This is a genomic window from Vibrio sp. 1249-1, assembly GCF_033340495.1.
Map to the genome: position 1 here is coordinate 49,903 of NZ_JAWOWJ010000016.1, position 24,545 is coordinate 74,447.

Annotated in this window: 21 protein-coding genes; 10 read left to right on the plus strand and 11 right to left on the minus strand. The window is 43.8% G+C overall.

Annotated elements, in window-relative coordinates; translation table 11 throughout:
* Positions 1 to 246: 246 nt before the first annotated feature.
* Positions 247 to 888, plus strand: a complete 642-nt coding sequence (locus R7Z50_RS20700; protein WP_318149242.1) for an outer membrane beta-barrel protein — start codon at positions 247 to 249, stop codon at positions 886 to 888.
* 89 nt (positions 889 to 977) lie between these two features.
* Here R7Z50_RS20700 and R7Z50_RS20705 read toward each other — a convergent pair whose 3' ends face one another.
* The 3 genes from R7Z50_RS20705 to R7Z50_RS20715 all read right to left on the minus strand — a co-directional run bounded on the left by R7Z50_RS20705 (position 978) and on the right by R7Z50_RS20715 (position 3,276).
* Positions 978 to 2,168 carry an amino acid aminotransferase gene (locus R7Z50_RS20705; protein WP_017636105.1) on the minus strand — a complete coding sequence of 397 codons (1,191 nt, stop codon included), beginning with the start codon at positions 2,166 to 2,168 and terminating at the stop codon, positions 978 to 980.
* Positions 2,169 to 2,500: 332 nt separating this feature from the next.
* Positions 2,501 to 2,800, minus strand: a complete 300-nt coding sequence (locus tag R7Z50_RS20710) for a hypothetical protein (protein WP_005376885.1) — start codon at positions 2,798 to 2,800, stop codon at positions 2,501 to 2,503.
* Positions 2,801 to 3,045: 245 nt separating this feature from the next.
* Complete coding sequence (locus tag R7Z50_RS20715) at positions 3,046 to 3,276, minus strand: hypothetical protein (protein WP_017636104.1); 231 nt, start codon at positions 3,274 to 3,276, stop codon at positions 3,046 to 3,048.
* Positions 3,277 to 3,534: 258 nt separating this feature from the next.
* Between R7Z50_RS20715 and R7Z50_RS20720 the strand changes: the two genes are divergently transcribed.
* Entirely contained in the window at positions 3,535 to 4,926 is a 1,392-nt protein-coding gene (locus R7Z50_RS20720) for a PLP-dependent aminotransferase family protein (protein ID WP_318149243.1), read from the plus strand.
* 98 nt (positions 4,927 to 5,024) lie between these two features.
* Complete coding sequence (locus R7Z50_RS20725) at positions 5,025 to 5,249, plus strand: hypothetical protein (RefSeq protein WP_017636102.1); 225 nt, start codon at positions 5,025 to 5,027, stop codon at positions 5,247 to 5,249.
* Between the two features lie 91 nt (positions 5,250 to 5,340).
* On the opposite strand, the gene asnS is transcribed toward R7Z50_RS20725, so the two are convergent.
* Positions 5,341 to 6,741 (minus strand): asparagine--tRNA ligase, encoded by a 1,401-nt coding sequence (asnS, locus tag R7Z50_RS20730; protein WP_017636101.1) that lies wholly within the window; start codon positions 6,739 to 6,741, stop codon positions 5,341 to 5,343.
* 189 nt (positions 6,742 to 6,930) lie between these two features.
* Entirely contained in the window at positions 6,931 to 8,556 is a 1,626-nt protein-coding gene (locus R7Z50_RS20735; protein ID WP_005389247.1) for a methyl-accepting chemotaxis protein, read from the minus strand.
* A 293-nt stretch (positions 8,557 to 8,849) separates the two neighbouring features.
* On the opposite strand from R7Z50_RS20735, the gene queD reads away from it, so the two are divergent.
* Positions 8,850 to 9,212, plus strand: a complete 363-nt coding sequence (gene queD, locus R7Z50_RS20740) for a 6-carboxytetrahydropterin synthase QueD (RefSeq protein ID WP_005376896.1) — start codon at positions 8,850 to 8,852, stop codon at positions 9,210 to 9,212.
* Positions 9,213 to 9,301: 89 nt separating this feature from the next.
* Here queD and R7Z50_RS20745 read toward each other — a convergent pair whose 3' ends face one another.
* The 5 genes from R7Z50_RS20745 to R7Z50_RS20765 all read right to left on the minus strand — a co-directional run bounded on the left by R7Z50_RS20745 (position 9,302) and on the right by R7Z50_RS20765 (position 15,449).
* Positions 9,302 to 9,769 carry a GNAT family N-acetyltransferase gene (locus tag R7Z50_RS20745; RefSeq protein ID WP_017636099.1) on the minus strand — a complete coding sequence of 156 codons (468 nt, stop codon included), beginning with the start codon at positions 9,767 to 9,769 and terminating at the stop codon, positions 9,302 to 9,304.
* 94 nt (positions 9,770 to 9,863) lie between these two features.
* Entirely contained in the window at positions 9,864 to 11,579 is a 1,716-nt protein-coding gene (locus tag R7Z50_RS20750; RefSeq protein WP_154204465.1) for an EAL domain-containing protein, read from the minus strand.
* 212 nt (positions 11,580 to 11,791) lie between these two features.
* A complete protein-coding gene (locus R7Z50_RS20755; RefSeq protein ID WP_005376899.1) occupies positions 11,792 to 13,153 on the minus strand; it encodes an L-serine ammonia-lyase in 1,362 nt (453 codons plus the stop codon).
* Between the two features lie 97 nt (positions 13,154 to 13,250).
* The gene (locus R7Z50_RS20760; RefSeq protein WP_005388284.1) at positions 13,251 to 14,504 is read right to left on the minus strand and encodes an aromatic amino acid transport family protein; all 1,254 of its coding nucleotides are present in this window, start codon (positions 14,502 to 14,504) and stop codon (positions 13,251 to 13,253) included.
* Between the two features lie 345 nt (positions 14,505 to 14,849).
* Positions 14,850 to 15,449: a CoA pyrophosphatase gene (locus tag R7Z50_RS20765; RefSeq protein WP_005376901.1), complete on the minus strand. Its 600-nt coding sequence runs from the start codon at positions 15,447 to 15,449 to the stop codon at positions 14,850 to 14,852.
* Between the two features lie 231 nt (positions 15,450 to 15,680).
* Here R7Z50_RS20765 and R7Z50_RS20770 point away from each other — a divergent pair, with 231 nt between their 5' ends.
* Positions 15,681 to 16,220: a heme NO-binding domain-containing protein gene (locus R7Z50_RS20770; protein WP_005388282.1), complete on the plus strand. Its 540-nt coding sequence runs from the start codon at positions 15,681 to 15,683 to the stop codon at positions 16,218 to 16,220.
* Between the two features lie 7 nt (positions 16,221 to 16,227).
* Positions 16,228 to 17,928, plus strand: coding sequence for an ATP-binding protein (locus tag R7Z50_RS20775; protein ID WP_005388280.1), 1,701 nt, complete (start codon positions 16,228 to 16,230; stop codon positions 17,926 to 17,928).
* Between the two features lie 365 nt (positions 17,929 to 18,293).
* Here the strand turns inward: R7Z50_RS20775 and pabB are convergent, their stop codons facing one another.
* Positions 18,294 to 19,658: an aminodeoxychorismate synthase component I gene (gene pabB / locus R7Z50_RS20780; protein WP_186584874.1), complete on the minus strand. Its 1,365-nt coding sequence runs from the start codon at positions 19,656 to 19,658 to the stop codon at positions 18,294 to 18,296.
* Between the two features lie 270 nt (positions 19,659 to 19,928).
* Here pabB and R7Z50_RS20785 point away from each other — a divergent pair, with 270 nt between their 5' ends.
* From R7Z50_RS20785 to R7Z50_RS20800, 4 genes are all read left to right on the plus strand, one after another.
* Entirely contained in the window at positions 19,929 to 21,446 is a 1,518-nt protein-coding gene (locus R7Z50_RS20785) for a fumarate hydratase (RefSeq protein WP_005376905.1), read from the plus strand.
* A gap of 174 nt (positions 21,447 to 21,620) precedes the next feature.
* The gene (locus R7Z50_RS20790; RefSeq protein WP_005376906.1) at positions 21,621 to 21,806 is read left to right on the plus strand and encodes a hypothetical protein; all 186 of its coding nucleotides are present in this window, start codon (positions 21,621 to 21,623) and stop codon (positions 21,804 to 21,806) included.
* 255 nt (positions 21,807 to 22,061) lie between these two features.
* Entirely contained in the window at positions 22,062 to 23,438 is a 1,377-nt protein-coding gene (locus R7Z50_RS20795) for a YcjX family protein (protein ID WP_065274661.1), read from the plus strand.
* Positions 23,435 to 24,475, plus strand: a complete 1,041-nt coding sequence (locus R7Z50_RS20800) for a YcjF family protein (RefSeq protein ID WP_065274660.1) — start codon at positions 23,435 to 23,437, stop codon at positions 24,473 to 24,475. The genes R7Z50_RS20795 and R7Z50_RS20800 overlap by 4 nt, the downstream gene beginning before the upstream one ends.
* The last annotated feature ends 70 nt before the right edge of the window (positions 24,476 to 24,545 follow it).

Sequence of the window (24,545 nt, forward strand, 5' to 3'; positions counted from 1 at the left end):
AACCGCGATTTTCGTGCTCAGTCATAAGATTCTGACATATCGCACGATAAGGGAGCTTCATTTTTACTACTATATGGTCACCTCAATTGAAAAAGACGTCGTCGATATGTTTTCTTCGTGATGAATGATTAGCTCTTTGGCTGTTTCAGATCGTTATCACGTCTTTAGATTAAGCTATTCTTCTTGAGCCAAGTAGCTCAGGCGATGGAATACAGTGTTTAGATAATTCTCATGAAAGGAAGTCGAATGGTGAGAAATTTATTGCTTGTTTTTTTAGCTGCTTTGCCGGCGATATCAAGCGCAGCGGTCATGGACCAAGCAGAAAAATTTGGGTACGAACACATTCATTTGGATGTTGGTGCCGGAACGACAAACGAAGAATGGTTAGATAACTCTAATGCGACCACAGTTGGACTCGGTGGTAACTATTTGTTTACTGAGAACTGGTTGTTTAATGTTGATTACTCAGCGCAGTTTTTCCATCCGGATGATTTTACTCTTCGCATTGACCGCCTTTTGTTTGGTGGTGGTTACCGTTATGGAGTTACAGAGCAATTCGATATCTACGGGATATATGGAATAGGCGCAATCAAAGCGAAAGCGACGGACGACAAAACGGATAATACGTTGTCTTCCGATAGCGAATTGATTCAAGCTGTAACTGTTGGGGTGAATTACTTGCTCAGTGAAAAGCTTATTGCGACAGCTGAAGTGGAGTTTAACCGTAGTGATATCGTTGATGAGAACAATTTTAAGATCGGTTTTAACTACCAATGGCATAAAGTCATCGGCACTGGTCTTTTTTATCAGTTTAGAGATACTGATTACAGCGGTGAAAGCTCAGATTACGTCAATGAAGTAGGGCTGAGTTTGAAGTTTGTCTACTAGATCGGACGGGTTCGTTTTTGGCGTTAAGTTAAAACAAAAAAGGTCAGCTTATGCTGACCTTTCCTTTTAATAAAGTATGCGACAGTCGATTATAAAACCGCTGCAATGCCTTTACACAGAGGGCCCATATTTGACTTCGTCATACCAGCAACACTGATTCGGCCAGAACCGACAATGTAAATACCGAACTCTTCTTTAAGGCGGTTAACTTGCTCTTTAGAAAGACCAGAGAAAGAGAACATACCATTTTGACGTTCGATGAAACTAAAGTCTGCGTCCACACCCTCTGCTTTTAGTGTCGCTACAAATAGTTCACGCATTTCTTGAATGCGGTCACGCATTTCTGCTACTTCAGCTTCCCATTCCGCACGCATTTCGGCGTTGCCAAGAATGTGAGTCACGACAGCGCTGCCGTGTGCAGGTGGGTTAGAGTAGATAGAGCGAATAATGGCTTTAACTTGAGAAAAAGCGGTTGTTGCGACTTCTTCTGACTCAGCTACTAACGTGAAGGCACCTACGCGTTCATTGTATAGGCCAAAGTTTTTCGAGAAAGAGCTCGCGACTAGGATTTCTTTGTTGTATTTAGCAAAAGTACGAAGACCTGCAGCATCTTCTTCCACACCTTTAGCAAAGCCTTGGTAGGCGAAGTCGAACAGAGGAAGCAACTTCTTCTCTGCGACAAGTTTCGCCAATGTTTCCCATTCTTCAGCTGTAGGATCGATCCCTGTAGGGTTGTGACAGCAGCCGTGTAGAAGCACGATGTCGCCTTCAGATGCAGATTGCAGATCATTTAGCATCGCGTCGAAGTCTTTGTCTTTTGTTTCAGCATTGTAGTAGCTGTATTGTGCCGTTTCGATACCAGCAGCAGTAAATACGCCGTTGTGGTTCGCCCATGTAGGATTGCTGATCCAGATCTTTACATCGCCTAGTTGACGTTTAATGAACTCGCCGGCAACACGTAGTGCACCAGTACCACCCGGAGCTTGCGCTGTTTTAGCGCGTTTTTCGTTTACAATTTCTGCATCAGAGCCGAAAAGCAGTTTTTGCACTGCAATACCGTACTCTGCTGTGCCTTCGATGGTTAGGTAAGATTTGGTTTTTTCAGTTTCAACAAGTGCTGCTTCAGCTTTCTTTACTGTCGCAAGAACGGGAGTTTCGCCTTGCTCGTTTTTGTAAATACCTACGCCAAGGTTAATTTTGTCTGCGCGAGCATCTTTTTTAAACTCTTCAGTAAGGCCAAGAATAGGGTCAGCCGGAGCGGCAACTACTTTTTCAAACATAATCTTCATCCATGTTAATCGAAGGGGTGTGCTAACATTTATACCTTTCAGCAATATTGGTTACAACCGTTACTGAAAAGAAAACCTAAAAAAGTTGCGATTTGAAACAGAATTCTAACATAACTAAAGTTTTTGCCATGAAAACGTTTGGTAGACACAGAGTTTGAAGGGCATTTATGCCATGGTTGGAGAAGTTTTGCACACATCCCAATCGTTTCAATTCAGTGCTTTGCGTTAACGCGTTTATAATTGTCTAGTGAGGATTTGTTGAGACAAAAACGCCCCACCAAAGGTGGAGCGTTTACTGTTAGAAGTATGGATATCGGTTGGGGTTATTTCTTCAGATTGATTTCCGACTCAACCGCATTGGTTTCGATGTCAGGGTTAGAAGAAAGTTTTTCAGTCGCCCAGTCGTTCATATGCTTTAAGATCGCTTTTAATGCGTGCTTTTCGGTTGGTACTTCTGTCTTTTCAACTTCAAGTTTTTGCTTCGGATGCGTACCCGTCGCATCTTCCGCAACGTGTAGCCAATCTGGGTGCCAGTAATAAGGTTGGCCGGAAGGAGAGCTCCAAGAATGTACGCCGTTGGATTCACCTTTGTATTTAATATCTTCTTCGTTGTATTTCGCCATTATTGTTTTCTCTCATAATCCATGAGTTGAGGTGTGCATCACCATTACTATTTAAATGTAACAGATGTAATGAAAATTAATGTGATAACAATCGACTTATTTTGCCCTTTGAACGCTATAGAAGATGCGTACTTCTCATTCAGAAGAATTTACTATTTGGCAGGTTTTAGCTTTATTTGTGTTTAAAGCATACAACGATGGATTCGCCTACCTAATGCTATTCTTGAACGGTGATAGAGCCTAAACTACTCGTCATTCAAGTGTTTGAGAATCGCCGCTTTTGCATGCTCTTCTGTCGCTGTTTCTCCATCAGGGACTTCAAGGTCAGCCTTTTTGTGTTCACCCAAAGCATCTTCAGCGATATGCAGCCAATCAGGATGCCAATAATAAGGGGTGGTACTGCCAGGATGGTCCCAACTATGTACACCTTTATGTTTTCCGCGATACGAGAGATCGTCCATTGTAAAAACTTTCATCGCTTCCTCCTGATTTAAAGACAGTAGTTCGAAGTGAGTTTAACGCACTCAGTCCAACGTAAAACCTTGGCTTTTAGGTATTGCAAAGATGTAAGGCAATATGTGTGTAACAGTCAAAGTATGGGATATAAACGCTCACTTCGTGGCTGAAATATCTATTATAAGCTTGATAAATTACGTTGCTAAATTGAATACTCCCATATCAGAATGCTGGCGCGAAGTATGCTATGGTGCGGCTGTAAGTGAAATGAGGGAAACATGAACCGATACCGTCAACTGGCTGAGCTGTTCAAAACGCAGATTCAGCAAAATACATGGAGAGCAGGGGAAAAGCTGCCATCAGTGCGTGTAACAAGCCGAAACCATTCTGTCAGCGCAGGTACGGTATTACAAGCTTATCAGCTGCTCGAAGCACAAGGTTGGGTCGCAGCGAAACCTCAGTCTGGATACTTTGTGACTGCGGAGTTGGACCGCTTCGAACCGAGTTCTCCAGCCACTTCCGTTTATCGCTCCAGCATCAACGATGAACTTTACGACTACCTCAAAAATCAGGCCTCACCGAATGCGGTGAAGTTTGGCTCCGCGTTTCCAGACCCTGCATTGTTCCCATTAGAAGCGCTAAACCGCAACCTAGCCAGCTCAGGCAGGAAGATGGGGGCAGAGACGTTATTGGATAACTTGCCGCCGGGCTGTGAGTCTCTACGCCGTTTGATTGCTCAACGGTACATCCAACAAGGTATGGTGTTTACCCATGATGATATTGTCGTTACTTCTGGCGCATTAGAAGCATTGAATTTGAGCCTTCAGGCCGTGACCCAGCCTGGAGATACTGTTGTAGTTGAATCACCGACGTTTTATGGCGCACTTCAAGCGATTGAACGTTTAGGTCTAAAGGCGATAGAAATAACGGTGGATCCGTTAACTGGACATTCAGTGGATCAAATTGAAGCGACTTTTGCCGGCAATAATGTTCGCGCATGTTGGTTAATGACTAACTTTCACAATCCAACAGGAACTTTATTAAGTGACGGGCAGAAGCAACGTATCGTCGAACTGGCTGACAAATACGATGTGTACTTGATCGAAGATGATGTGTATTCAGAGCTTTATTTTTCTGAAAAAAAGCCAAGCTCACTTAAAGCTTTTGATACACAAGAGCGCGTGTTGCATTGTGGATCATTTTCAAAAAGCCTTTGCCCTGGCTATAGGCTGGGCTGGGTGGTAAACAAACGCTTCAATGAGCAACTTCAAAAGCTGCAACTTATCTCGACGCTGTCAGGCAGTGCACCAATCCAGCAGGGTATCGCGCATTACTTGCAAAACGATAGTTATGATAGCCATCTTAGAAAACTGCGAAAGAATCTTGAGCAGCGGCAATTGGCGTTTATTGAACTGGTTGATAAGTACTTTCCCCAATCGATTCGTTACACGCAACCGGAAGGCGGCTATTTTCTTTGGATAGAACTGCCGAAAACAAAGTGCGGAAAAGCGATTTATCAGAAGTTATTGGAAGCGAACATCACTGTAGCATTTGGTCAGTTGTTTTCTATCACTCCAAATTATGAGAACTACCTGAGGCTTAATACATCGTTACCTGTAAATGATGAATTAGAACAAGCCGTGAAGACGGTCGGAGAATTACTTCATTAGCCAACTGTTTACCTGTTTTTTGCTCAAACTGTATCAGTGGACGATACCGAAGCTGTGTTTCAATCATGGGCAGACAACCATTTAGGTTAGGAGCCGTAATGAAAAAGCAGTTGGTAAAGCATGAACTTAGGTTGATGGGTGTTGCTATTTTTAGCGCATTTTTGTTGGTGTTTGCACACTTGATATTGGCGAAATCTTTCTCTCATATGGTTTGGACGGAATACACTGCTGCCGTTATCCCATTTGTGATGTTTGGCTTGTGTGTGGTTGGAGTAAAATACGCAGCGCGAGCAGATGAGGATGACGACGAAAATAACAACTAGAGTGCATACATCGGTTGCTAGAAAATCATTCGTACAAAATAAAAGACCTCCACATGGGAGGTCTTTTTAATTCAATATCACTAAAAAGTGATTAGAAGTTCGCAGAGCGAGGAGTACGTGGGAATGGGATCACGTCACGAACGTTGCCCATACCAGTTACGTAAGATACTAGGCGCTCGAAGCCTAGACCGAAGCCTGCGTGTGGCACTGTACCGTATTTACGTAGGTCGCGGTACCAGCTCATATGTTCAGGATCGATACCCACTTCACGCATACGTGCATCTAGAATGTCTAGGCGCTCTTCACGCTGAGAACCACCGATGATTTCGCCGATGCCCGGTGCTAGAACGTCCATCGCTGCAACTGTTTTACCGTCATCGTTAGCACGCATGTAGAATGCTTTAATGTCTTTCGGGTAGTTCTTAACGATTACAGGTGCTTTGAAGTGTTCTTCAGCAAGGAAACGCTCGTGCTCAGAAGACATATCGATACCCCATTCAACTGGGAATTCGAACTCACGACCTGAATCAAGAAGGATCTGGATTGCGTCAGTGTAGTCAACTTGCGCGAAGTCAGAAGAAACGAACTGCTCTAGACGAGTGATTGCTTCTTTGTCGATGCGTTGAGCGAAGAACTCAAGGTCATCGCGACACTCTGCAAGCACTGCTTTAAACACGTACTTGAGCATGTCTTCAGCCAGTTTCGCTACATCATCCAGTTCTGCGAACGCAACTTCAGGCTCAACCATCCAGAATTCTGCTAGGTGGCGGCTTGTGTTTGAGTTTTCAGCTCGGAAAGTAGGGCCGAAAGTGTAAACTTTGCTTAGCGCACAAGCGTAAGCTTCTGCGTTTAGCTGACCAGATACGGTTAGGAACGTCTCTTTACCGAAGAAGTCTTCGTTGTAGTCCACTTTACCAGCGTCAGTGCGAGGAAGGTTTTCCATGTCTAGCGTAGATACGCGGAACATTTCACCAGCGCCTTCAGCATCTGAAGCCGTGATCAACGGCGCAGATACCCAGAAGTAACCTTGCTCGTGGTAGAAGCGGTGGATTGCTTGAGATAGGCAGTTACGTACACGTGCTACTGCACCGATTACGTTTGTGCGCGGACGTAGGTGCGCAACTTCACGTAGGTACTCGATTGAGTGACGAGTTTTTGCCATTGGGTAAGTTTCAGCATCTTCAACCCAACCAACCACTTTAACGTCAGTGGCAGCAAGTTCGAAGTCTTGACCCTTTGCAGGAGATTCAACAATCTTACCAGTTACTTCAACAGAGCAGCCAGTCGTTAGCTTTAATACTTCGTCTTCGTAATTATTAAGATTATTTGGGACCACGGCCTGAATCGGGTCGAAACAAGAGCCGTCATATATGGCAAGGAAAGAGATTCCAGCTTTGGAATCACGACGTGAACGGATCCAGCCACGAACAGTCACTTCGCTGTCTACTGCTAGCTGACCTTTCAATACGTCTGATACAGGCGCGTAAGTCATGTTTTCAATATTCTCCATTGAGGTAAAAATTCAACTCAACGCTTACTTAAAGTACTTGTCTAATAACATTTTTGTTCAAAAAACAAGCTAAGCGCTGAGTTGGGTAGCATTTTACAGATTCAACGAGACATATTACCTGTCAATTCGCTCGCATCAACCTTTATATTCGTTTTGATGGGGAGAATCTCTCTATTTATTCACTCTTTTGTGCTCTGAAAGTGTGAATTGGTTTAGTAATTGCTCTAAACGTTCGGATAGATGCTCTAAATCAACACTAATATCACGCGTGTGCGATGCTGATTGTGATGTGTCGTTAGCATGCAGTGTGATCACATCTATTTTAGATTGAATATGCTGACTTACATCAGATGTGGTTTGCGTCTGGTTTTGGATATCTTCTGCATGTCTGAGCACTTGGCGCATTTCGTCAACAACGTTATGCATTGTGGCTGATAGTGCCTCGACATCGACAGAGCGTTGATGAGCAAACTGGCAGACGGTATCAACAGAAGTTAATGACTCTTCACTTCCTTGCTGGAATTGAGAAATGATATGTTCAATATTACCAGTGGCCTCAGCCGTCCTAGAAGCCAGGTTACGCACTTCTTCCGCGACGACCGCAAAACCGCGCCCTTGCTCTCCGGCTCGGGCGGCTTCAATAGCAGCATTCAACGCGAGCAGATTGGTTTGTTCTGCAATACCCTTAATAACCACAAGAATGGACGACACTTCTTCGGTTCTTTGATTTAGAGAGCTGATTTTTTCCCGTACGGTATCAATGTTACTTACTAGTTGTTTGATGTCTTCACTGACGTTGTGTGCTTGGCTTGCACTATGAGTGGCGACATCAACGGTGTGATTGACCAAAACAGTAGCGTTGTTAGTCGAGTCCTCAACAGCAGTTTGTTGCTGCAACATATCGGTGATATTACTTTGTACTTCGTTGGTCTCTAGCTGTTGGTTATTGGCCGCTTTATCTGTGGACTGCGCGACAGCAGTTAGTTTACTCGCGGAGTCGGCAAGTGAGTGAGAGGTGTCTTGCACACGTTCTAAGCTTTCGGAGACCGTATCCATGAATGAACTGATGGCTGTAGAAAGTTGGCCCACTTCATCCTGTTGGTGATGCATAAGTCGTTGAGATAGATCTTTGCTATGGCTCACATTCGACATGAATTTCGACGTTCTTTGAATTGGTCGTACAATGATTTTCTGAATCAAACTCATCGTTATGATGAAGCCCACAAATGCGATTACGGCCATTATTCCCATCGCAAACATTGCCTGTTTACTGATCATTGAATTGACATGATTCATGTTGTATTCCAAGCGAATCGCGCCCAACACTTCTCCTGCTGGTGCAACGTGGCAAGAAACGCAGTTGGTGCCACGGTAATTTTCGCTCGATTTCATTGGTAGCGCGACTACTAACCCTTTGCCCCAATCGGCTGAGATTGGTTCAATCACCAGTTCACCATTCAACGCTCGTTGATCAATATCATCGACAGGCTGCTGGTTTTGTTGCCCAGGTCCGTAAAGTTTGGTCACAGTATCAGCTCGCAACACGCGAACTGCTTCAATGCCTTCTTGGGCCAGGGCTTTTTGACGTAAGGTCTCTTTTTGCGACATGGTGCCCGTAAGCATCATCATATTTAGGCTATCGAAATAATTACTAGCCTTATCATGGAGTTGTTCACTAAGAACATCATTGATTAAGGTTTTTTGTTGATGGTATTGGTAAGCCGTAGAGGCAGCTAGAACGCAGCTGAAGACAGCAATTAACGCCAGTAAGAGCTTAAAAGTGATAGTTGAGCGCATAAATTTATAAGTGTAATTGGAACGAACTGCACAATATTAATGTGCACAAATGCGCACTGCGAACAACGAAATGAATGATTGTGACCCCACACATGTTGGGGATATGTAATTGTGATGTGAGTGCTGTGTAATCAAATGTTTGGCGCGTGACAGAAATACGGCGCTTTGGTGTGAGTGATAGCAAAGAGGCCGGGAACCAGCGGAAGTTTTTGCTACGCTTGTATGGGGTAACGCTTGTCTCTTGGCAGCGAATTCCTTAGTATTGCCTGTCTTTTTAAAGCCTGAGAATCAAGATGAAAACAGAATTATACAAAGAGTTTATGTTCGAAGCAGCACACCATTTGCCACACGTACCAGAAGGTCACAAGTGTGGTCGTTTGCACGGACACTCTTTCCTTGTTCGTCTTTATGTAGAAGGTGAAGTTGATCCACATACAGGTTGGGTAGTGGATTTTGCAGAGATTAAAGCTGCATTTAAACCAATTTACAATCGCTTAGACCATTACTACCTAAACGACATTGAAGGGTTAGAGAACCCGACTAGCGAAGTGTTAGCAAAATGGATTTGGCAGCAGCTTAAGCCAAGCTTACCACTGCTAAGTAAAGTAGAAATCAAAGAAACGTGCACAGCGGGTTGTATTTACAAAGGCGAATAAGTCACTTTCTATTGAGCATTAAACAAAGGCAAGCGAGAAGCTTGCCTTTGTTGTATCTGAATGCCCCAATTTTGATTATGCTTCACCAGCTAGCTTAATGGATGTCGTAGAATCCATTCTTTTTCATTATCACCCAATGTTGTTTCCTCTGTATTAATGAATCCGCACGCATCAAAAAAACTGATAGCGTATTGCTGACTTTGTGGGACAGTGGCGCAAAGAGAGGTGCTTTTAGGGTTAATGGTATACGCATAAAGGAACAGTTTACGCAATGCCTCACTCCCAACCCCTTGACGTTGGAAACGTTGATCAATCATCAAGTATTTAAGCTCCAGTTCGTATCGTTTAGCAAACGGCGCATGTTGGGAGAAACCTTTATCGATAACAAGGTAGCCTACTAATAGATCATCAGAATAAATCGTAAAGAACGCCTCTGACTTACTACGTTTTTGATAAGCCATTTCAAACGGTGTAAAAAATCCTTTTTGCTCTTCTTGCACATCCAATTGCATCAAACTTGAAAAATCTTTCAGTTTGGTGGGTTTAATCGCAATCATCGCTCAATCACAAATTGGCGGCATACCGTTATGCCACCACGAGTTTTTATAGAGTATTAAATCTATTTTAAGTAACTAACCGAGTGAAGAAAAGCTAGCAATGAAGAGGGTAATAATAACCTTGGTGAATGTATGCGCCCAATGTTGTGAGTAAGTGAGCACTGTCTGCCGTTTCTACGCCTTCAACAATGACCGTGCAGCGATACGTATTGCCCATAGCAATTAACTGACGCAAGGTTTCTATCTTTTTATCATCAGTTTTTAGGCCAATAACAAATTCTCGGTCGATTTTTAGATAGTCCGGATTCAGCTTGCTGATAAGCGCCACATTATTATTACCGGTGCCAAAGTCATCAATACTGATTTTACAATCCAGAGCTTTTAGTTTCGCGACATTGCCATAAATCTCAGAGGTATAGTACATCGATGCATTTTCTGTGATTTCGATTGTCAGCAAACGGCAATCCCGATTAGATAGCTCTCTATATAGGATTGAAAAGTTACGCCCTCGCAGCAAAGAAGGACAAACGTTAATGCTGATAGGGATGGGCAACGCTTTTTGTTTGGTGTAGATGGAATCAATCACCAGTAAGGTATGAGTTAGCAGCAATCCATTGCGGATCAGTGTTTCAATAAACCGTTGCGTATTTTTTACCTTAAACCGGGAGAGGGCTTCGTAGTGCACAATCTTTTGTGCCGAAGTGTTATAAATCGGTTCCAGTTTTATTTTGAATTGTCGAATTGCGCACAAGTAAGCCATAAAGGCTTGTAGGGAGCGGTGACGCAGTATAATGAGAAAAAGTAAGCTCAGTAGAATGATACTTTGAAACGGTCCAGAGATGTAATACACCTCTTTATAGCCACTATTCTTTACGTGATAATTGAAAAAGCGTTCATTGGTGTTACCAATCTCTAACGACGTTCCGGTATTCGTTGATAGCTTCATACCAGAAAGAAAAAAACGTGAAATATGATTTTCAACATTGTCGGATAAGTTAATGTTTTTAACACGAACCAAAACGGTTGCGTTATTTAAGTCAAATGATTGGGTGGTGTAATTGTTATTGTTACTCCACTCTTCAAAGGCTTTTTTGCTGACAGGGACAACGGTTTCTGGAGTGACTAAGCATCGAATATTGAAACGATCTAGCATCATGCTCGATTCCACCAACTTCACATTATCAAATAGTGACTTCAGTTCGCTTTCATTAGCAAAGCAACTCCTGCGGGAAAGGTTCTCTGCAATTTCGAAGGCGTTATCCAGATAATTATGTTTAACGATGCTGTTTATCGCGTAGTAACAGATAGCAAAGAAAATGATCGCAGTGATCAACACAACCCACATTGCTTCTGAATAGATCTTTTTATTACGCAGGCAAATACGAAGCGCTTTGCGAAGACTATTGGTTGTGTATTGATTGATCTTCTGTTGATGTTCGATGCCATTCTGATGGTTGTTTTGCATAGTAAAAGGGATGAAGTATCCGGTCCGGTGAATGTTTTCGATAATGTTTTTGTTAGTGGTTAAATGTTCTTCCGTGAGCTTGCGAAATTTCTTTCTTAGAGCGGCCACCGCGTTTTTAAAGCCATTTTCAGGCAGTGTCATTTTGTATTGTTGAGTGATTTTGCTTTCTATTAACCGCTGACTAATCGGCGTATTTAAACTGCCGTATGTGGCGATAGTTGACAGAATGGCGTACTCATTTGGGTTGACAGGAATGGAGTGGTGGAGTGACTGATTGAGCTCTAGAGATATTTCGTTTTCGGACAAGCAAACGCAGATTTGGTTTCCAATTTCAAACCTAATCATGTGTTGATGTGCTCCAAGTTTAATTTTTGGCTACGTTATCAATAAAGCTAGGGAAGAGATGTGATTTTTTACTGAGATATCCATAATATTTGGATATATTCAACGTTTTAGGTTTTTTTTTACTTGTCCTGATAACGCATTCTCCTGGGTTTTTGGGGTATAAAAAAACCCGAGCATAAACTCGGGTTTTGATTGGTATTCAGAAAGGCGTGTTAGCAAATCACTTTGATTGCTAGACCACCTTGAGATGTTTCGCGGTATTTCGCGTTCATGTCTTTACCTGTTTCTAGCATGGTTTCGATAACCTTATCTAGAGAAACAGTTGGAGCTGAAGAGCGACGTAGTGCCATACGAGTAGAGTTGATTGCTTTTACTGCCGCAATACCGTTACGCTCGATACATGGAACCTGAACCTGACCTGCAACTGGGTCACACGTTAGACCTAAGTTGTGCTCCATTGCGATTTCTGCTGCCATACATACTTGCTCTGGGCTACCACCCATAAGCTCAGCAAGGCCTGCTGCTGCCATAGAACATGCCACGCCAACTTCACCCTGACAGCCAACCTCTGCACCAGAGATCGACGCGTTACGCTTGTAAAGACCACCGATTGCGCCAGAAGCTGCAAAGTAACGGATGTAATCTTTTTCAGTCACAGTTTGGATGAACTTATCGTAGTAAGCCAGTACCGCAGGGATGATGCCACACGCACCGTTAGTTGGTGCTGTAACAACGCGGCCACCTGCTGCGTTCTCTTCGTTTACTGCGAAAGCAAACATGTTTACCCAATCAACAACAGACATTGGGTCGTTTGTTGTCTTTTCTGAAGTAAGTAGCTGCTGGCGAAGTGCTGCTGCACGGCGAGGCACACGCAATGGACCTGGCAAAATACCTTCTTCATTCATACCGCGATCCATACACTCGCGCATTGTGCGCCAGATGTTTGCGAAATAAGTACGAGTTTCTTCATCTGAATGAAGCGCATGCTCATTCTTCATGGTTAGTGCGCTGATGGACAATCCACTTTCATGGCATTGGTTAACCAGTTCCTCTGCCGTTGTAAACGGGTAAGGTACTTTTACTGGGTTCTCAGCTTCTTTACCGAAATTTTCTTCATCAACGATGAAACCACCGCCGATAGAGTAGTAAGTTTTTGAGTACGCTTTTTCGTCATCAATCCAAGCGTGGATCTGCATGCCGTTTTCGTGTAGCTCTAGGTTTGTTTTGTGGAAGTTCATTCCACCTTCACGTGGGAACGATACTGTGTGACAGTGCATGCCAACAGGAAGGCGTTCAGTTTCTTCTACACGAGCGATAAAGCCCGGGATAGAATCGATATCAACTTTCTCAGGAGTGTTGCCTGCAAGACCCATGATGATAGCAATATCTGTGTGGTGACCTTTCCCTGTCAGTGATAGTGATCCATAAACGTCAACGGTGATTTTAGTGATGTCGCGCAGTTTTCCCATTGCACGAAGATCATCAATAAACTCTTTACCCGCTTTCATTGGGCCTACAGTGTGTGAGCTTGAAGGTCCAACACCGATTTTATAGATATCAAAAACACTAATCATATCGATTACCTCAGAAGAAAGCCTCCCAAGGGGAGTTGGGAGGCTTAATTTTATCGTTATATTTTTGGATTAATCATACTGCACTGGGCAGAGATGATTAAAGAGCGCCGTAGATTACAGAACTAATTGCAGCAAGACCACAGATTGCTGTGAAAATTTGCACAGGTGCTGAAGTTTTGTACTTAGCCATCGCAGGAACTTTTTGCATTGCGAAGATTGGCATCAAGAATAGGATTGCGGCAATCATCGGTGCACCCATTGTTTCAATCATACCTAGGATGCTTGGGTTAACGATAGCAACGATCCAAGTTGTGATTACAATGAAGATTAGAGACATCTTCTCGATCTTGCTTACTGGTGATTTTGAACGAGATTTCACTAGACCAACTAGACCTTCGTGCGCACCTAAGAAGTGGCCAAAGTAGCTAGAGGTGATCGCTGCGAAAGCAACCAATGGACCCATGTAAGAGATCAGTGGAGATTCATGCACGTTTGCTAGGTAAGAGAGAACAGAGATGTTTTGCTCTTGCGCCGTTGCTAGTTGCTCTGGAGACAGAGAAAGTACAACAGAGAAAACGAAGAACATAACAAAGCCCATCAGCATCATTGCTGCGCCACCGGTGATAGCGTCAGTTTTCTTAACTGCGTCATCACCGTATACACGACGTTGCTCTTTAGAGAACTGAGAAATGATTGGGCTGTGGTTGAAAGAGAACACAATAACAGGGATTGCTAGCCAAACGATAGCTGGCATTGCACCCCAGTCAGGTGACACTTCCATCATTGAAGTGTTCCAACCAGGAATTAGGTATACAGACAGTGCTAGTAGGATGAACACGAGAGGGTAAACCATTGCTGAAGTTGCTTTCAGCATAAGCTCTTTACCGAATACTACGCCTGCTGTCATTGCAGCAATAAGTGCACCAGAAAGTAGCCAGCGAGGAATAGATTCCATGCCCATTTGGTTAACTAGGAAAGAGTCAACTGTGTTTGTGATACCAACACCGTAGATAAGTACGATTGGGTAGATAGCGAAGAAGTAAGCGAACGTAATAAGGTTTGCGCCAGTCTTACCAAAGTGCTCTTCTACTGTGTCGGTGATGTCCGCTTCAGGGTTTTTCGCAGAAAGAACGAAACGAGCTAAAGATTTGTGTGCGAACCAAGTCATTGGTGCTGCGATTAGGGCTAGGATTACTAATGGCCAAAAGCCACCTGCACCTGCTTTAATAGGAAGGAACAGTACACCTGCACCTACTGCCGTACCAAAAAGGGACAGACACCAGGTAAAGTCTTTGTAAGAAAACTTACTAGACGATTGTGCGGTAGAAACCGCAGAAGTAGTTGTATTCATTTTTTAGTTACTCATTTTGGGAACAGGAAATAAGTCGGGAGTAATTTTGCAAGATTTTACACTAGGAAAATTAGATCTAAATCATTTATTGCTTACGCTTATTGAATGATATGTCAAAAACCTGCTTTTTATCACGAAAATGATGTGCTACTCGTGATTTCTGCTAATGAGTAAAATTAGAAAAACTTATCAATAGGGCTGTTTGTATAAATTTATTTCACCGCAAGCGTTTGCGGTGAAAATGGAAAATTAATCTAATGTGAATGAATGTTTATGAAGCAACGTTTTATTAATATTGATGCGCATAATGATCGCGCCTATAAAAGCACCGATATCAACAACTATTTAATGTGAAATAATATGTTTTTGCATTGATTCGATAATTTGTGCCGTCATGCCCCAGATGAAATGCTGTCTATATGGGATAGCAAATACACGATGACTGCTTCTTTTTAGGTCAAATTTGGTGCTATACAATTTTTTGGGGTTCAGAATATGGTTGGCAGGAACCTCAAAAACTGACTCTACTTCATTTGGGTCAATATGCGTTTTATATTCCGGAGAAACAAAAGCCAAAAAAGGTGTCACATTAAATTGACTAATCGTTGGTAGTGTAGGCAGTTGACCAAACACATGAATATGCTCATCTTCTATCCCAACTTCTTCTTTGGTTTCCCTTAAAGCGGTATTCACGAGCTGAATATCTTCCTGCTCATATTTGCCACCGGGAAAGCTGATTTGTCCCGGATGATGGCGTAAGTGGGCTGCACGCTTAGTCAGAATGACTTGTAACCCGTCATCGCGTTCCACAAAACCGATTAAGACTGCCGCATCTCTCAGGGACTTTTCTTTCATCCATTTCAGTCGTGCAAGGGACTCTTTGTGGTAGCCCGTTGGAAGCCGAAATTGAAAGTTCTGTAGTAAATGAGTTTTGTCGATAACCAAACTGAGTCCTTATTTATCGTGCCTAACCATTATTTATTATACTCAAAGACGGCAAAGCGTATGGCGTTATCGTTACTGGTTACCAAATAAAACATTCGCATTAAAGCACTCGCCAGCACTTTCCCTCTTTGTGTTGTGTGTCTCACTCTACTTGAACATATTAATTTGAAACTTATAAGGTTATACACCATTCTTTATTTTAGGACGTCACTATAGGGCAAGTATTGGCCAATGAAAGGGATTATTTTCACCGAGTTCATGGAGTTAGTGGAAGAGAAATTCGGTCTTGATGTGTTAGACCAAGTTCTCGATCTTTCTAACGATGAAGGTGTTTACACTGCTGTTGGTAGTTACGATCACAAAGACTTGGTTAAGTTGATCGTGAATCTCAGTAAAGTATCTGGTGTTCCCCCCGAGCAACTGCAAGAGGTGTTTGGAGAGTGCGTCTTTTTGAATTTACTTCGCTCTATTCCTAGTCACGCCAGTTTGCAACAGTGTGAAACGACGTTTCAATTTGTTCGCCATGTTGAAGACTTTATTCATGTCGAAGTTAAGAAGCTCTATCCTGATGCTAACCCTCCGCAATTTGATTTCATTAGTGAAAACCAATCCCAATTGGTATTTGACTACCACAGCGCAAGATGTATGTCTCACGTATGCTTAGGATTGATAAAAGGTTGTGCTGCACATTTTGGTGAGGTAGTTCATATCAAACATCAAAACCAGTCAGAAGATGGCAGCAAAGTACGTTTTTGGTTAGAGGCTCAATAAGAACGATATGACGGGAAGTTCCTCATTAGAAAGGAAACTCAAACGAGAAGTTGCATCAAGAAAAGCAGCTGAGCAGCTGTTGGAACAGAAAAGCTTAGAGTTATATGAATCCAACCAGCAACTCAGTGTTGCATTGAAAAAGCTGGAGCTGAAATCTAAAAAGGATCTTCGTAAGTTTGAGTTTGAAGAGCAAATTGATGCCACGTTGATTAAGTTCGGTCGTACTTTTTTATCGAGCACGTTCGATGAAGCAATGATAGCGAGCTTTATTGAGCAGCTCACTTCTAACTCGATCATTTCTGCGGCTTACTTGTTTCTTGACGCTACAAAGCTGAGCTCATTGCGTCGTCATCACTTTGGTCACTTACAGCTTCGTCATAACAACGAGATTTTAACCTCTCCTAATTGGCAGGGAGAGAATTTGCATTTGCCAGTTATCATTGATGGGGAAACGGTTGGGGAGTTGATTTTCTCTGTGTTGCAAGATCAAATCGATCAGTCTTTTATTTCCAAACAGATGGAGCTCGTGTCTGACTTAGTTCATGGTGTTATTGGTCGACACTTAAGTTTAGAGCGAGAGGTCGAGCTGAGAAAGCGGGCTGAGGAATCAGAAAAAGCGACGAAGGAGTTTGTCGCCATGATTAACCATGAGCTGCGAACTCCTCTCAATGGCGTATTGGGTAGTGCGGAGTTATTGAGTCGAACCCAATTAGAAGAAGAGCAGCGTCAATACTTGAGCAATCTGACTCAATCAGGGGACTTATTGAGAGTTATCATTAATGATCTTCTTGATTTCAGTAAGATGAATGCCGGTATGATGGAAATCATACATAAAGTCTTTGCCTGGGAGGAGCTTGAAAAAGCCATCATGGGTGTATTTGCAGCTAAGGCTGCGGAAAAACGTATCCATTTCTCTATCGACAAAAAGCTGGGGATCCCGGAATTTTTAGTCGGTGACTTAGAGCGCATTACACAAATTTTGGTTAACTTGGTGGGAAACGCGATTAAGTTTACGCACTTGGGTGGCGTCGTGTTACGGGTGGAATGGCTTAACGGCACGGCTTATTTTGAGGTTGAAGACACTGGTATTGGCATCCCAATAAAAGCACAGCCGTCACTCTTTGACCCATTTGTCCAAGTTGATCGCTCGGCGAAACGCAGCTTTGAAGGCTCAGGTTTAGGTCTCGCGATTTGTAAAAACCTCGTGGATTTGATGCAAGGTCAAATTAGCTTTGAGAGTGAAGAGCGCAAAGGGACAACTTTTAAAGTTGCTATTCCTCTTGAGGAAGGGCAAGCACAAGGCACAGCAGAGGGGGAATTGGTCACCATAGAGCGAAGCGATTTAGCAGGACGCTCAATATTAGTGGTTGATGACATCAGAATGAATCAAGTCATTGTTACTCAAATGCTGAAAAAACTCGACATTACACCTGATTTAAAAGCCAACGGCAAAGAAGCATTAGAAGCGGTGAAAAGTAAAGACTACGAACTGATATTCATGGACTGCCGAATGCCAGAAATGGATGGTTATGAGGCGACGATGTATCTGAGAGAGCGTGGCTTTACTCATCCTATTATTGCATTAACCGCTGGCACTACCATCGAAGAGCGTCAAAAGTGTATTGATTCAGGCATGGACGACATCCTCACTAAGCCGTACACCGCAACCGATATCGAACAGATTATGTGTAAGTGGCTTGAGCAGTAGACGCTGCCTCTTAAAAAGTATGTTTGTTGGCCAACGGCTAAAAGCTAAAGTACATGCAAATAAAACACACAAAAAAGCGCACCACACCGGATAATGCCGATCATTTAACGATGTTTTTTGGGTCATTCTAGCGAGCCTTGGCTAGACTAAGAATCTAGTAGCAGCACGCCGAGCGGATAATGAAACAAATTTGACCACAAAGTGCTTGAATAGAAGAACCTGTATCACGCTCTTTCGTCGCTGTGCAGGGTGATGAGATACAGAAATATGCCACTCGCTGTTAAATGAGCGGCATTATCCGTTCTGGAAGCGTTTTAGATTGTTTTCGTCAATAGCATTAAAGCGGCGTTGTGTGCTGTTGAAACCTACGATTGCAGCGCTGGCAAAATCTTTGAAAGCTTATCCAACGTTTCTTGATACTCAGAGGCGCAATCGCTATCTGCCACGACGCCGCCGCCAGCCCAAGCGTAAAGTTTGTTTTTTTCCGCTACAAGAGTTCGGATAGTAATGCTGGTGTCCATACGACCATGGCGTGAAATGTAGCCAATACTGCCGCAATACGCGCTGCGTCGATGCGGCTCCAGTTCTTCAATAATCTGCATTGCGCGAACTTTAGGTGCGCCCGTAATTGAACCGCCTGGAAAACACGCTCGCAGCAAATCCGCAGGAGCGTATTGTTCATCCAAATTTGCACGAATGGTGCTCACCAAATGATGCACGGCAGGGAAGCTTTCAATATCGAACAGCTTTGGAACGTGAACGCTACCCGGTGATGCAACTCGACCAATATCATTACGCAGCAAATCGACAATCATCAGGTTTTCTGCCTGATCTTTTTCCGCTGTCTGCAAGTCATGAGCATTAGCGTTATCTTGCTTTGGATCTTCGCTGCGTGGTCGAGTACCTTTGATTGGTTTCGTTTCAATGACGCGATCTTTGAGCTCTAAAAAGCGCTCTGGAGAGATACTCAAAATCGAAGACTCAGGCATACGGATAAACGCTGAGAATGGCGCTTGGTTGGCGGACTCCAATTTCAGATACGCTTGCCACTCGCTGCCTTGATACGGTGCGTTAAAGCGCTGCGCCAAATTGATCTGATAACAGTCACCGCTCAACAAGTATTCTTGCACCTTGTCAAAGCGAGTGGCGTAGCTCTCTTTCGTCATGTTTGACTGCCAATCACCAGACAAAGCGAAGTCAACGGTTTGTTCTGCTTTTTGCTCGTTTAACCATTGCCAAGCTTGCTCGATGTTCTGACCGACTAAGCATGCTTTTTTTAGGTGGTGGTCAACAACAACGGCCCATTCATACAGACCTACCGCCATATCCGGCGTGTTGAGGTCCTTTTCTGCCACTTCTGGCATCGTTTCTACGCGGCGACCTAAATCGTAACTGAAGTAACCGAGCGCACCGCCGACAAAAGGCAGATCCAATTCTTTATTTAACTCTACGTGAGGAAGCCACTGTTCTTGCAACTGATGAAGCAGCGCAAATGGGTCATCTTGAGTTGAATAGGCATTCGATGGCGTTTCAACTTGTGTGTTGTCGGCAGTGGTTTCTAACGTTGCAATTGGGTTGGAGACCAACACATCGAAGCGGCTATCGATATGCGTTTCTGATGCAGAACGCAGCAACATCGCCCAAGGTAGGTGTTGAATGCGAGAAAAAAGGTGAAGAGTAAACTCTGGTGCGTATTCCAGCGCTTTAAAATCAATGAATTGATTGTCCATGTTGTTCATTTGTGTAATTTGTGACAAAGAGATCGTTCACTGCATGGCATGTCATGGGCAGCAAGAGTATCATATTCCTCTGTATAGCCAAACTCCCTCTATTCATAGGGTTTTGAGATGGTTTACAAGTAGGCAACTTCAGCATTTCGTGTGTCGATATCAGCCGTTCGACAATTGTTTACAAAAAACGAAGCTCAAAAGAGCAATAAGCTCAACAAACACGATTGAAGCCAAGCCAATAATGGAAGCATAACTATAACGAGGCATGTAATGACGGTAATACGCAAGCAGGATGTGATCAGCAGTGTCGCTGATGCGCTACAGTATATTTCTTACTACCACCCGCTAGACTTTGTTCAAGCTCTTGAAAAAGCCTATCACCGCGAAGAGAGCCAAGCCGCTAAAGACGCGATTGCTCAGATCTTAATTAACTCCCGAATGTCCGCAGAAGGTCACCGTCCAATTTGTCAGGATACTGGTATTGTGACGTGTTTCGTCAACATCGGTATGGGCGTGCAATGGGATTCGACCGACATGACGGTTCAGCAGATGGTAGATGAAGGTGTTCGACAAGCGTACACGAACCCTGATAACCCGTTGCGTGCGTCAGTACTAATGGACCCTGCTGGTAAACGTATTAATACCAAAGACAACACGCCTGCCGTCGTACATATCAACATGGTTCCGGGCGATAAAGTTGAAATTCAGATCGCTGCGAAGGGCGGCGGTAGCGAAAACAAAACTAAGATGGTGATGCTAAACCCATCTGACGATATTGCTGAGTGGGTAGAAAAAACGCTACCAACAATGGGGGCGGGCTGGTGTCCTCCTGGCATGCTTGGCATTGGTATCGGCGGTACGGCTGAAAAAGCAGCGGTATTGGCAAAAGAATCTCTAATGGAACACATCGATATTCAAGAACTTATTGACCGTGGCCCACAAAACGCAGAAGAAGAGCTTCGTTTGGATATCTTCAATCGCGTGAACAAACTTGGTATCGGTGCGCAAGGTCTTGGCGGTTTGACGACTGTTGTCGACGTTAAAATCAAAACTGCGCCAACGCACGCGGCTTCTAAGCCTGTTTGTTTGATCCCGAACTGTGCGGCGACTCGTCACGTACACTTCACGCTTGATGGTAGCGGCCCAGCAGAGCTAACACCACCTAAACTAGAAGATTGGCCAGATATCACTTGGGAAGCGGGCGAAAATACGCGTCGCGTAAACTTAGACACAATTACTAAAGAAGAAGTACAAGAGTGGAAGACAGGCGAAACGGTTCTTCTATCAGGTAAAATTCTGACTGGTCGTGATGCTGCGCATAAACGTATTCAAGGCATGCTAGATAACGGTGAAGGTCTACCTGAAGGCGTAGATCTCAACGGTAAGTTCATTTACTACGTAGGCCCTGTCGATGCAGTTGGTGATGAAGTCGTTGGTCCTGCTGGCCCAACAACATCAACGCGTATGGATAAATTCACCGACATGATGCTAGAAAAGACCGGCATCATGGGCATGATCGGTAAAGCTGAGCGTGGCCCTGCAACGGTTGAATCTATCAAGAATCACAAAGCGGTTTACCTAATGGCTGTAGGTGGCGCTGCGTACTTGGTGGCGAAAGCGATCAAGAAAGCTCGCGTTGTCGCATTTGAAGATTTAGGTATGGAAGCGATTTACGAATTTGAAGTTGAAGATATGCCAGTAACAGTGGCCGTCGACTCAAATGGTGTTAACGCGCACCAAATTGGTCCAGACACTTGGAAAGTGAAAATTCAAGAGATGGAAGCATAAGGCAAAGGGCAATCTTGCTGCGTCTCAGTAGAGAGAATGTGACAAGGTGCTGATTTACCTAGCAAACAATTGACAAAAGTGCAGCGAAACCTGCACTTTTTGTCTATATAATTAAGGATATAAACCTTTAGGCATAGCAATCAAACGTTATGCGAACAATAATTAGGAGACGGCATGCCTCGTTTTATTCAGATTCTACAAATTATTCTTGCTGTAGTGATAGGTGGCTTTGTTGGCTATGACTTGATTCTTCACGGTATCAGCATCTTTGATGAAAAGTACGTGACCATCACATGTGTGTTGTGGTTGATTTTGGAAATCGCTCTATTTGTTATCTATAAGTTAATCGAAGACGACTAGGCTTAAAGAAAGCGGGTTCCTGTTTAACATAGTAATCAGCGCATATAGAGTTACTAATGCTGTAGATTAAGTAAGCCTCTGAACCACTCAGGGGCTTTTCTTTTTTAACACAGCATTAAGCCGGATGTTTTGTTCATCTTTTATTAAGGTATATAAAGTTAAACTCATAGAATTCGGGATAGAACAGTATTCATAGATCGAAATTCGAAGTCGCTGACAACGTTGTTTTAAAGTGGAGTAAGATAAAGAAGCGTAATGAAGAGAATAAAGAAAGAAGTTAATGACTTTATCAACAGAGGTATGGACTCTAATGTTCGAATTGCTGTCACCGGACTTTCTCGTGCCGGTAAGACGGCATTCATCACGTCATTAGTGAATCAGCTTCTTCATACTGCAACCCATGACAATTTGCCTCTTTTGACTGCGGCTAGAGATAAGCGCCTTATTGGGGCGAAGCGTGAGCCTCAATCGAATATGATGGTGCCACGCTTTGCTTACGATGAGGCGATGAGCCAAATTCATGCCACTCCACCTCAGTGGCCAGTACCGACACGTGATGTGAGTGAGATTCGCTTAGCGCTCAAGTACAAACCAAATAAAACTACGAAAAAGCTGTTGAGTAAAACCGCAATTTTAAATGTTGATATTATCGACTATCCAGGAGAGTGGTTGCTCGACCTGCCTTTATTGGACATGGACTTTGCAACGTGGTCGCAAACTCAGTTTGATGCACTTAAAGGCCAGCGTGGCGATTTAGCCAAAGCTTGGCTTTCTGAACTGGAGAAAGTGGATCTCTTTGCAGAAGTGAATGAGAAACTACTTGAGAAAGTTGCACACACATACACCGAGTACCTTCATGCCTGTAAAGACGCTGGCCTTCATTGGGTTCAGCCTGGCCGCTTTGTATTACCTGGTGAGCTAGCAGGCGCGCCGGTGCTACAGTTTTTTCCGTGTCGTGTTGATTCGGAAAGCAAAGCGTCCAAGGGCAGTAACTTAGCGATGTTAGAAGCCCGTTTTCAGGAATACCAACAGAAAGTCGTGAAAGCGTTTTATAAGCATCATTTTGCGACCTTCGATCGCCAGATTGTACTGGTGGATTGTTTGCAGCCTCTCAATGCCGGTGATGAAGCGTTTTACGACATGCGCCAAGCGCTAGAACAGATCATGCATAGCTTCCGCTATGGTCGTAGTAGCTTTTTGCGTCGTTTGTTCTCACCAAAAATCGACAAAGTGTTGTTTGCTGCTACAAAAGCGGATCATATCACGCCCGATCAGCACCCAAATTTGGTGTCTCTGCTCCAACAAATGGTGCATCCAGCATGGCAAACGGCAGCCTACGAGAATATTGAGATGAGCTGCATGAGTATCGCTTCCATCCAAGCAACCACGACGGGGTTTATTTCCTCTGGAGATAAGACCATTCCGGCGTTACAAGGAACAACATTGGGTGGTGAGCCGATGACTATGTTTCCCGGAGAGGTGCCGAAAAAGCTACCAAATGCAGCGTATTGGCAAAACAACGGGTTTGATTTTACGTCGTTTCGTCCGATGCCCTCACCGAATGATGAGCCAGTGAAGCACATACGCTTAGACAAAGCATTGGATTACCTGATTGGAGATAAATTGAAATGAGTGAGTTGAAGCAAAAACAAGTTTTCTCTGAAAAGGTAATGGAAAAAGAGCAGCAATCGAATCAACCGGAATTGACGGCGCAGCAAACATTCGGCGAAAAAGAAACATTTGTACCTGTTGAAGTTAAAGAAGCGCACCAGGAGACCGAACAGGAATTGCAACTCGAGCATGTCATTCGTCCAAAATCGGGCAGAAAATGGCTCGCGACTGGCGCATTTGCAACTTTTGCTGGTCTGGTTGGCTGGCAAGCGGTGGACTCGGTTATAACCGCAATTCAGGCTTCTGATTGGCTAGCCTTAAGCTGGACGGGGTTTATTGCTGCGATCGCTTCGCTTGGTTTAGGAGCTATGGGTAAAGAGCTTTGGAAACTGCGAAAACTACGAAATCATTTTAGTGTTCAAGAAGAAGCAGAAGCACTTGTTAATAGTGAGAGCGTTGGGAAAGGGAAAGCCTTTTGCGAAACCGTAGCAGAACAAAGTGGTGTGATGGCAGAGAATCCGGGCTTTGATCGTTGGCAGAACAGTATTAACCCTGCTCATAGTGACGCTGAAATTCTTGATATGTATGACTCGATGGTGGTGAGCCAACAAGACAAGTTGGCAACGAAAATCGTATCACAGCACGCAACCGAGTGTGCGGCCCTAGTCGCCGTGAGCCCTCTGGCTGCCGCTGATATGTTGCTGGTGGCTTGGCGAAATTTCAAAATGATCGACAACCTCTCCAAGGTATATGGGGTAGAGCTAGGTTATGCATCTCGCATCAAGTTACTAAGAGCGGTATTTGTCAATATGGCGGCGGCTGGTGCCAGTGAGATCGCTATTGATGCCAGTATGGATTTGATGTCGATGGATCTTGCTGGCAAAGTTTCTGCTCGTGCGGGGCAGGGACTAGGTGTTGGTATTCTAACGGCACGTTTGGGCTTGAAAGCGATGACCTTATTGCGTCCACTACCCTGGTATCCTGACCGTCAGGTTAAGTTGGGCACCATACGCAAGGCTGTGGCGGCGAAAGTTGCATCAATTACGATGAAACCGTAACGAATATCAACTTTGATGGATAGGATTGCTTGACGCCATTCCAAGCATGATAGAAACTACTGTCAACTTT

Bases quoted from the DNA above. Each gene is read 5' to 3' on its own strand.
- R7Z50_RS20785 (WP_005376905.1), top strand. From the start codon at position 19,929: ATGACGGTAATACGCAAGCAGGATGTGATCAGCAGTGTCGCTGATGCG.
- R7Z50_RS20760 (WP_005388284.1), bottom strand. From the start codon at position 14,504: ATGAATACAACTACTTCTGCGGTTTCTACCGCACAATCGTCTAGTAAG.
- R7Z50_RS20770 (WP_005388282.1), top strand. From the start codon at position 15,681: ATGAAAGGGATTATTTTCACCGAGTTCATGGAGTTAGTGGAAGAGAAA.
- R7Z50_RS20800 (WP_065274660.1), top strand. From the start codon at position 23,435: ATGAGTGAGTTGAAGCAAAAACAAGTTTTCTCTGAAAAGGTAATGGAA.
- R7Z50_RS20705 (WP_017636105.1), bottom strand. From the start codon at position 2,168: ATGTTTGAAAAAGTAGTTGCCGCTCCGGCTGACCCTATTCTTGGCCTT.
- R7Z50_RS20735 (WP_005389247.1), bottom strand. From the start codon at position 8,556: ATGCGCTCAACTATCACTTTTAAGCTCTTACTGGCGTTAATTGCTGTC.
- R7Z50_RS20745 (WP_017636099.1), bottom strand. From the start codon at position 9,769: ATGATTGCGATTAAACCCACCAAACTGAAAGATTTTTCAAGTTTGATG.
- pabB (WP_186584874.1), bottom strand. From the start codon at position 19,658: ATGGACAATCAATTCATTGATTTTAAAGCGCTGGAATACGCACCAGAG.
- R7Z50_RS20775 (WP_005388280.1), top strand. From the start codon at position 16,228: ATGACGGGAAGTTCCTCATTAGAAAGGAAACTCAAACGAGAAGTTGCA.
- R7Z50_RS20755 (WP_005376899.1), bottom strand. From the start codon at position 13,153: ATGATTAGTGTTTTTGATATCTATAAAATCGGTGTTGGACCTTCAAGC.
- R7Z50_RS20750 (WP_154204465.1), bottom strand. From the start codon at position 11,579: ATGATTAGGTTTGAAATTGGAAACCAAATCTGCGTTTGCTTGTCCGAA.
- R7Z50_RS20795 (WP_065274661.1), top strand. From the start codon at position 22,062: ATGAAGAGAATAAAGAAAGAAGTTAATGACTTTATCAACAGAGGTATG.
- R7Z50_RS20715 (WP_017636104.1), bottom strand. From the start codon at position 3,276: ATGAAAGTTTTTACAATGGACGATCTCTCGTATCGCGGAAAACATAAA.
- R7Z50_RS20700 (WP_318149242.1), top strand. From the start codon at position 247: ATGGTGAGAAATTTATTGCTTGTTTTTTTAGCTGCTTTGCCGGCGATA.
- R7Z50_RS20710 (WP_005376885.1), bottom strand. From the start codon at position 2,800: ATGGCGAAATACAACGAAGAAGATATTAAATACAAAGGTGAATCCAAC.
- R7Z50_RS20720 (WP_318149243.1), top strand. From the start codon at position 3,535: ATGAACCGATACCGTCAACTGGCTGAGCTGTTCAAAACGCAGATTCAG.
- R7Z50_RS20790 (WP_005376906.1), top strand. From the start codon at position 21,621: ATGCCTCGTTTTATTCAGATTCTACAAATTATTCTTGCTGTAGTGATA.
- asnS (WP_017636101.1), bottom strand. From the start codon at position 6,741: ATGACTTACGCGCCTGTATCAGACGTATTGAAAGGTCAGCTAGCAGTA.
- R7Z50_RS20725 (WP_017636102.1), top strand. From the start codon at position 5,025: ATGAAAAAGCAGTTGGTAAAGCATGAACTTAGGTTGATGGGTGTTGCT.
- queD (WP_005376896.1), top strand. From the start codon at position 8,850: ATGAAAACAGAATTATACAAAGAGTTTATGTTCGAAGCAGCACACCAT.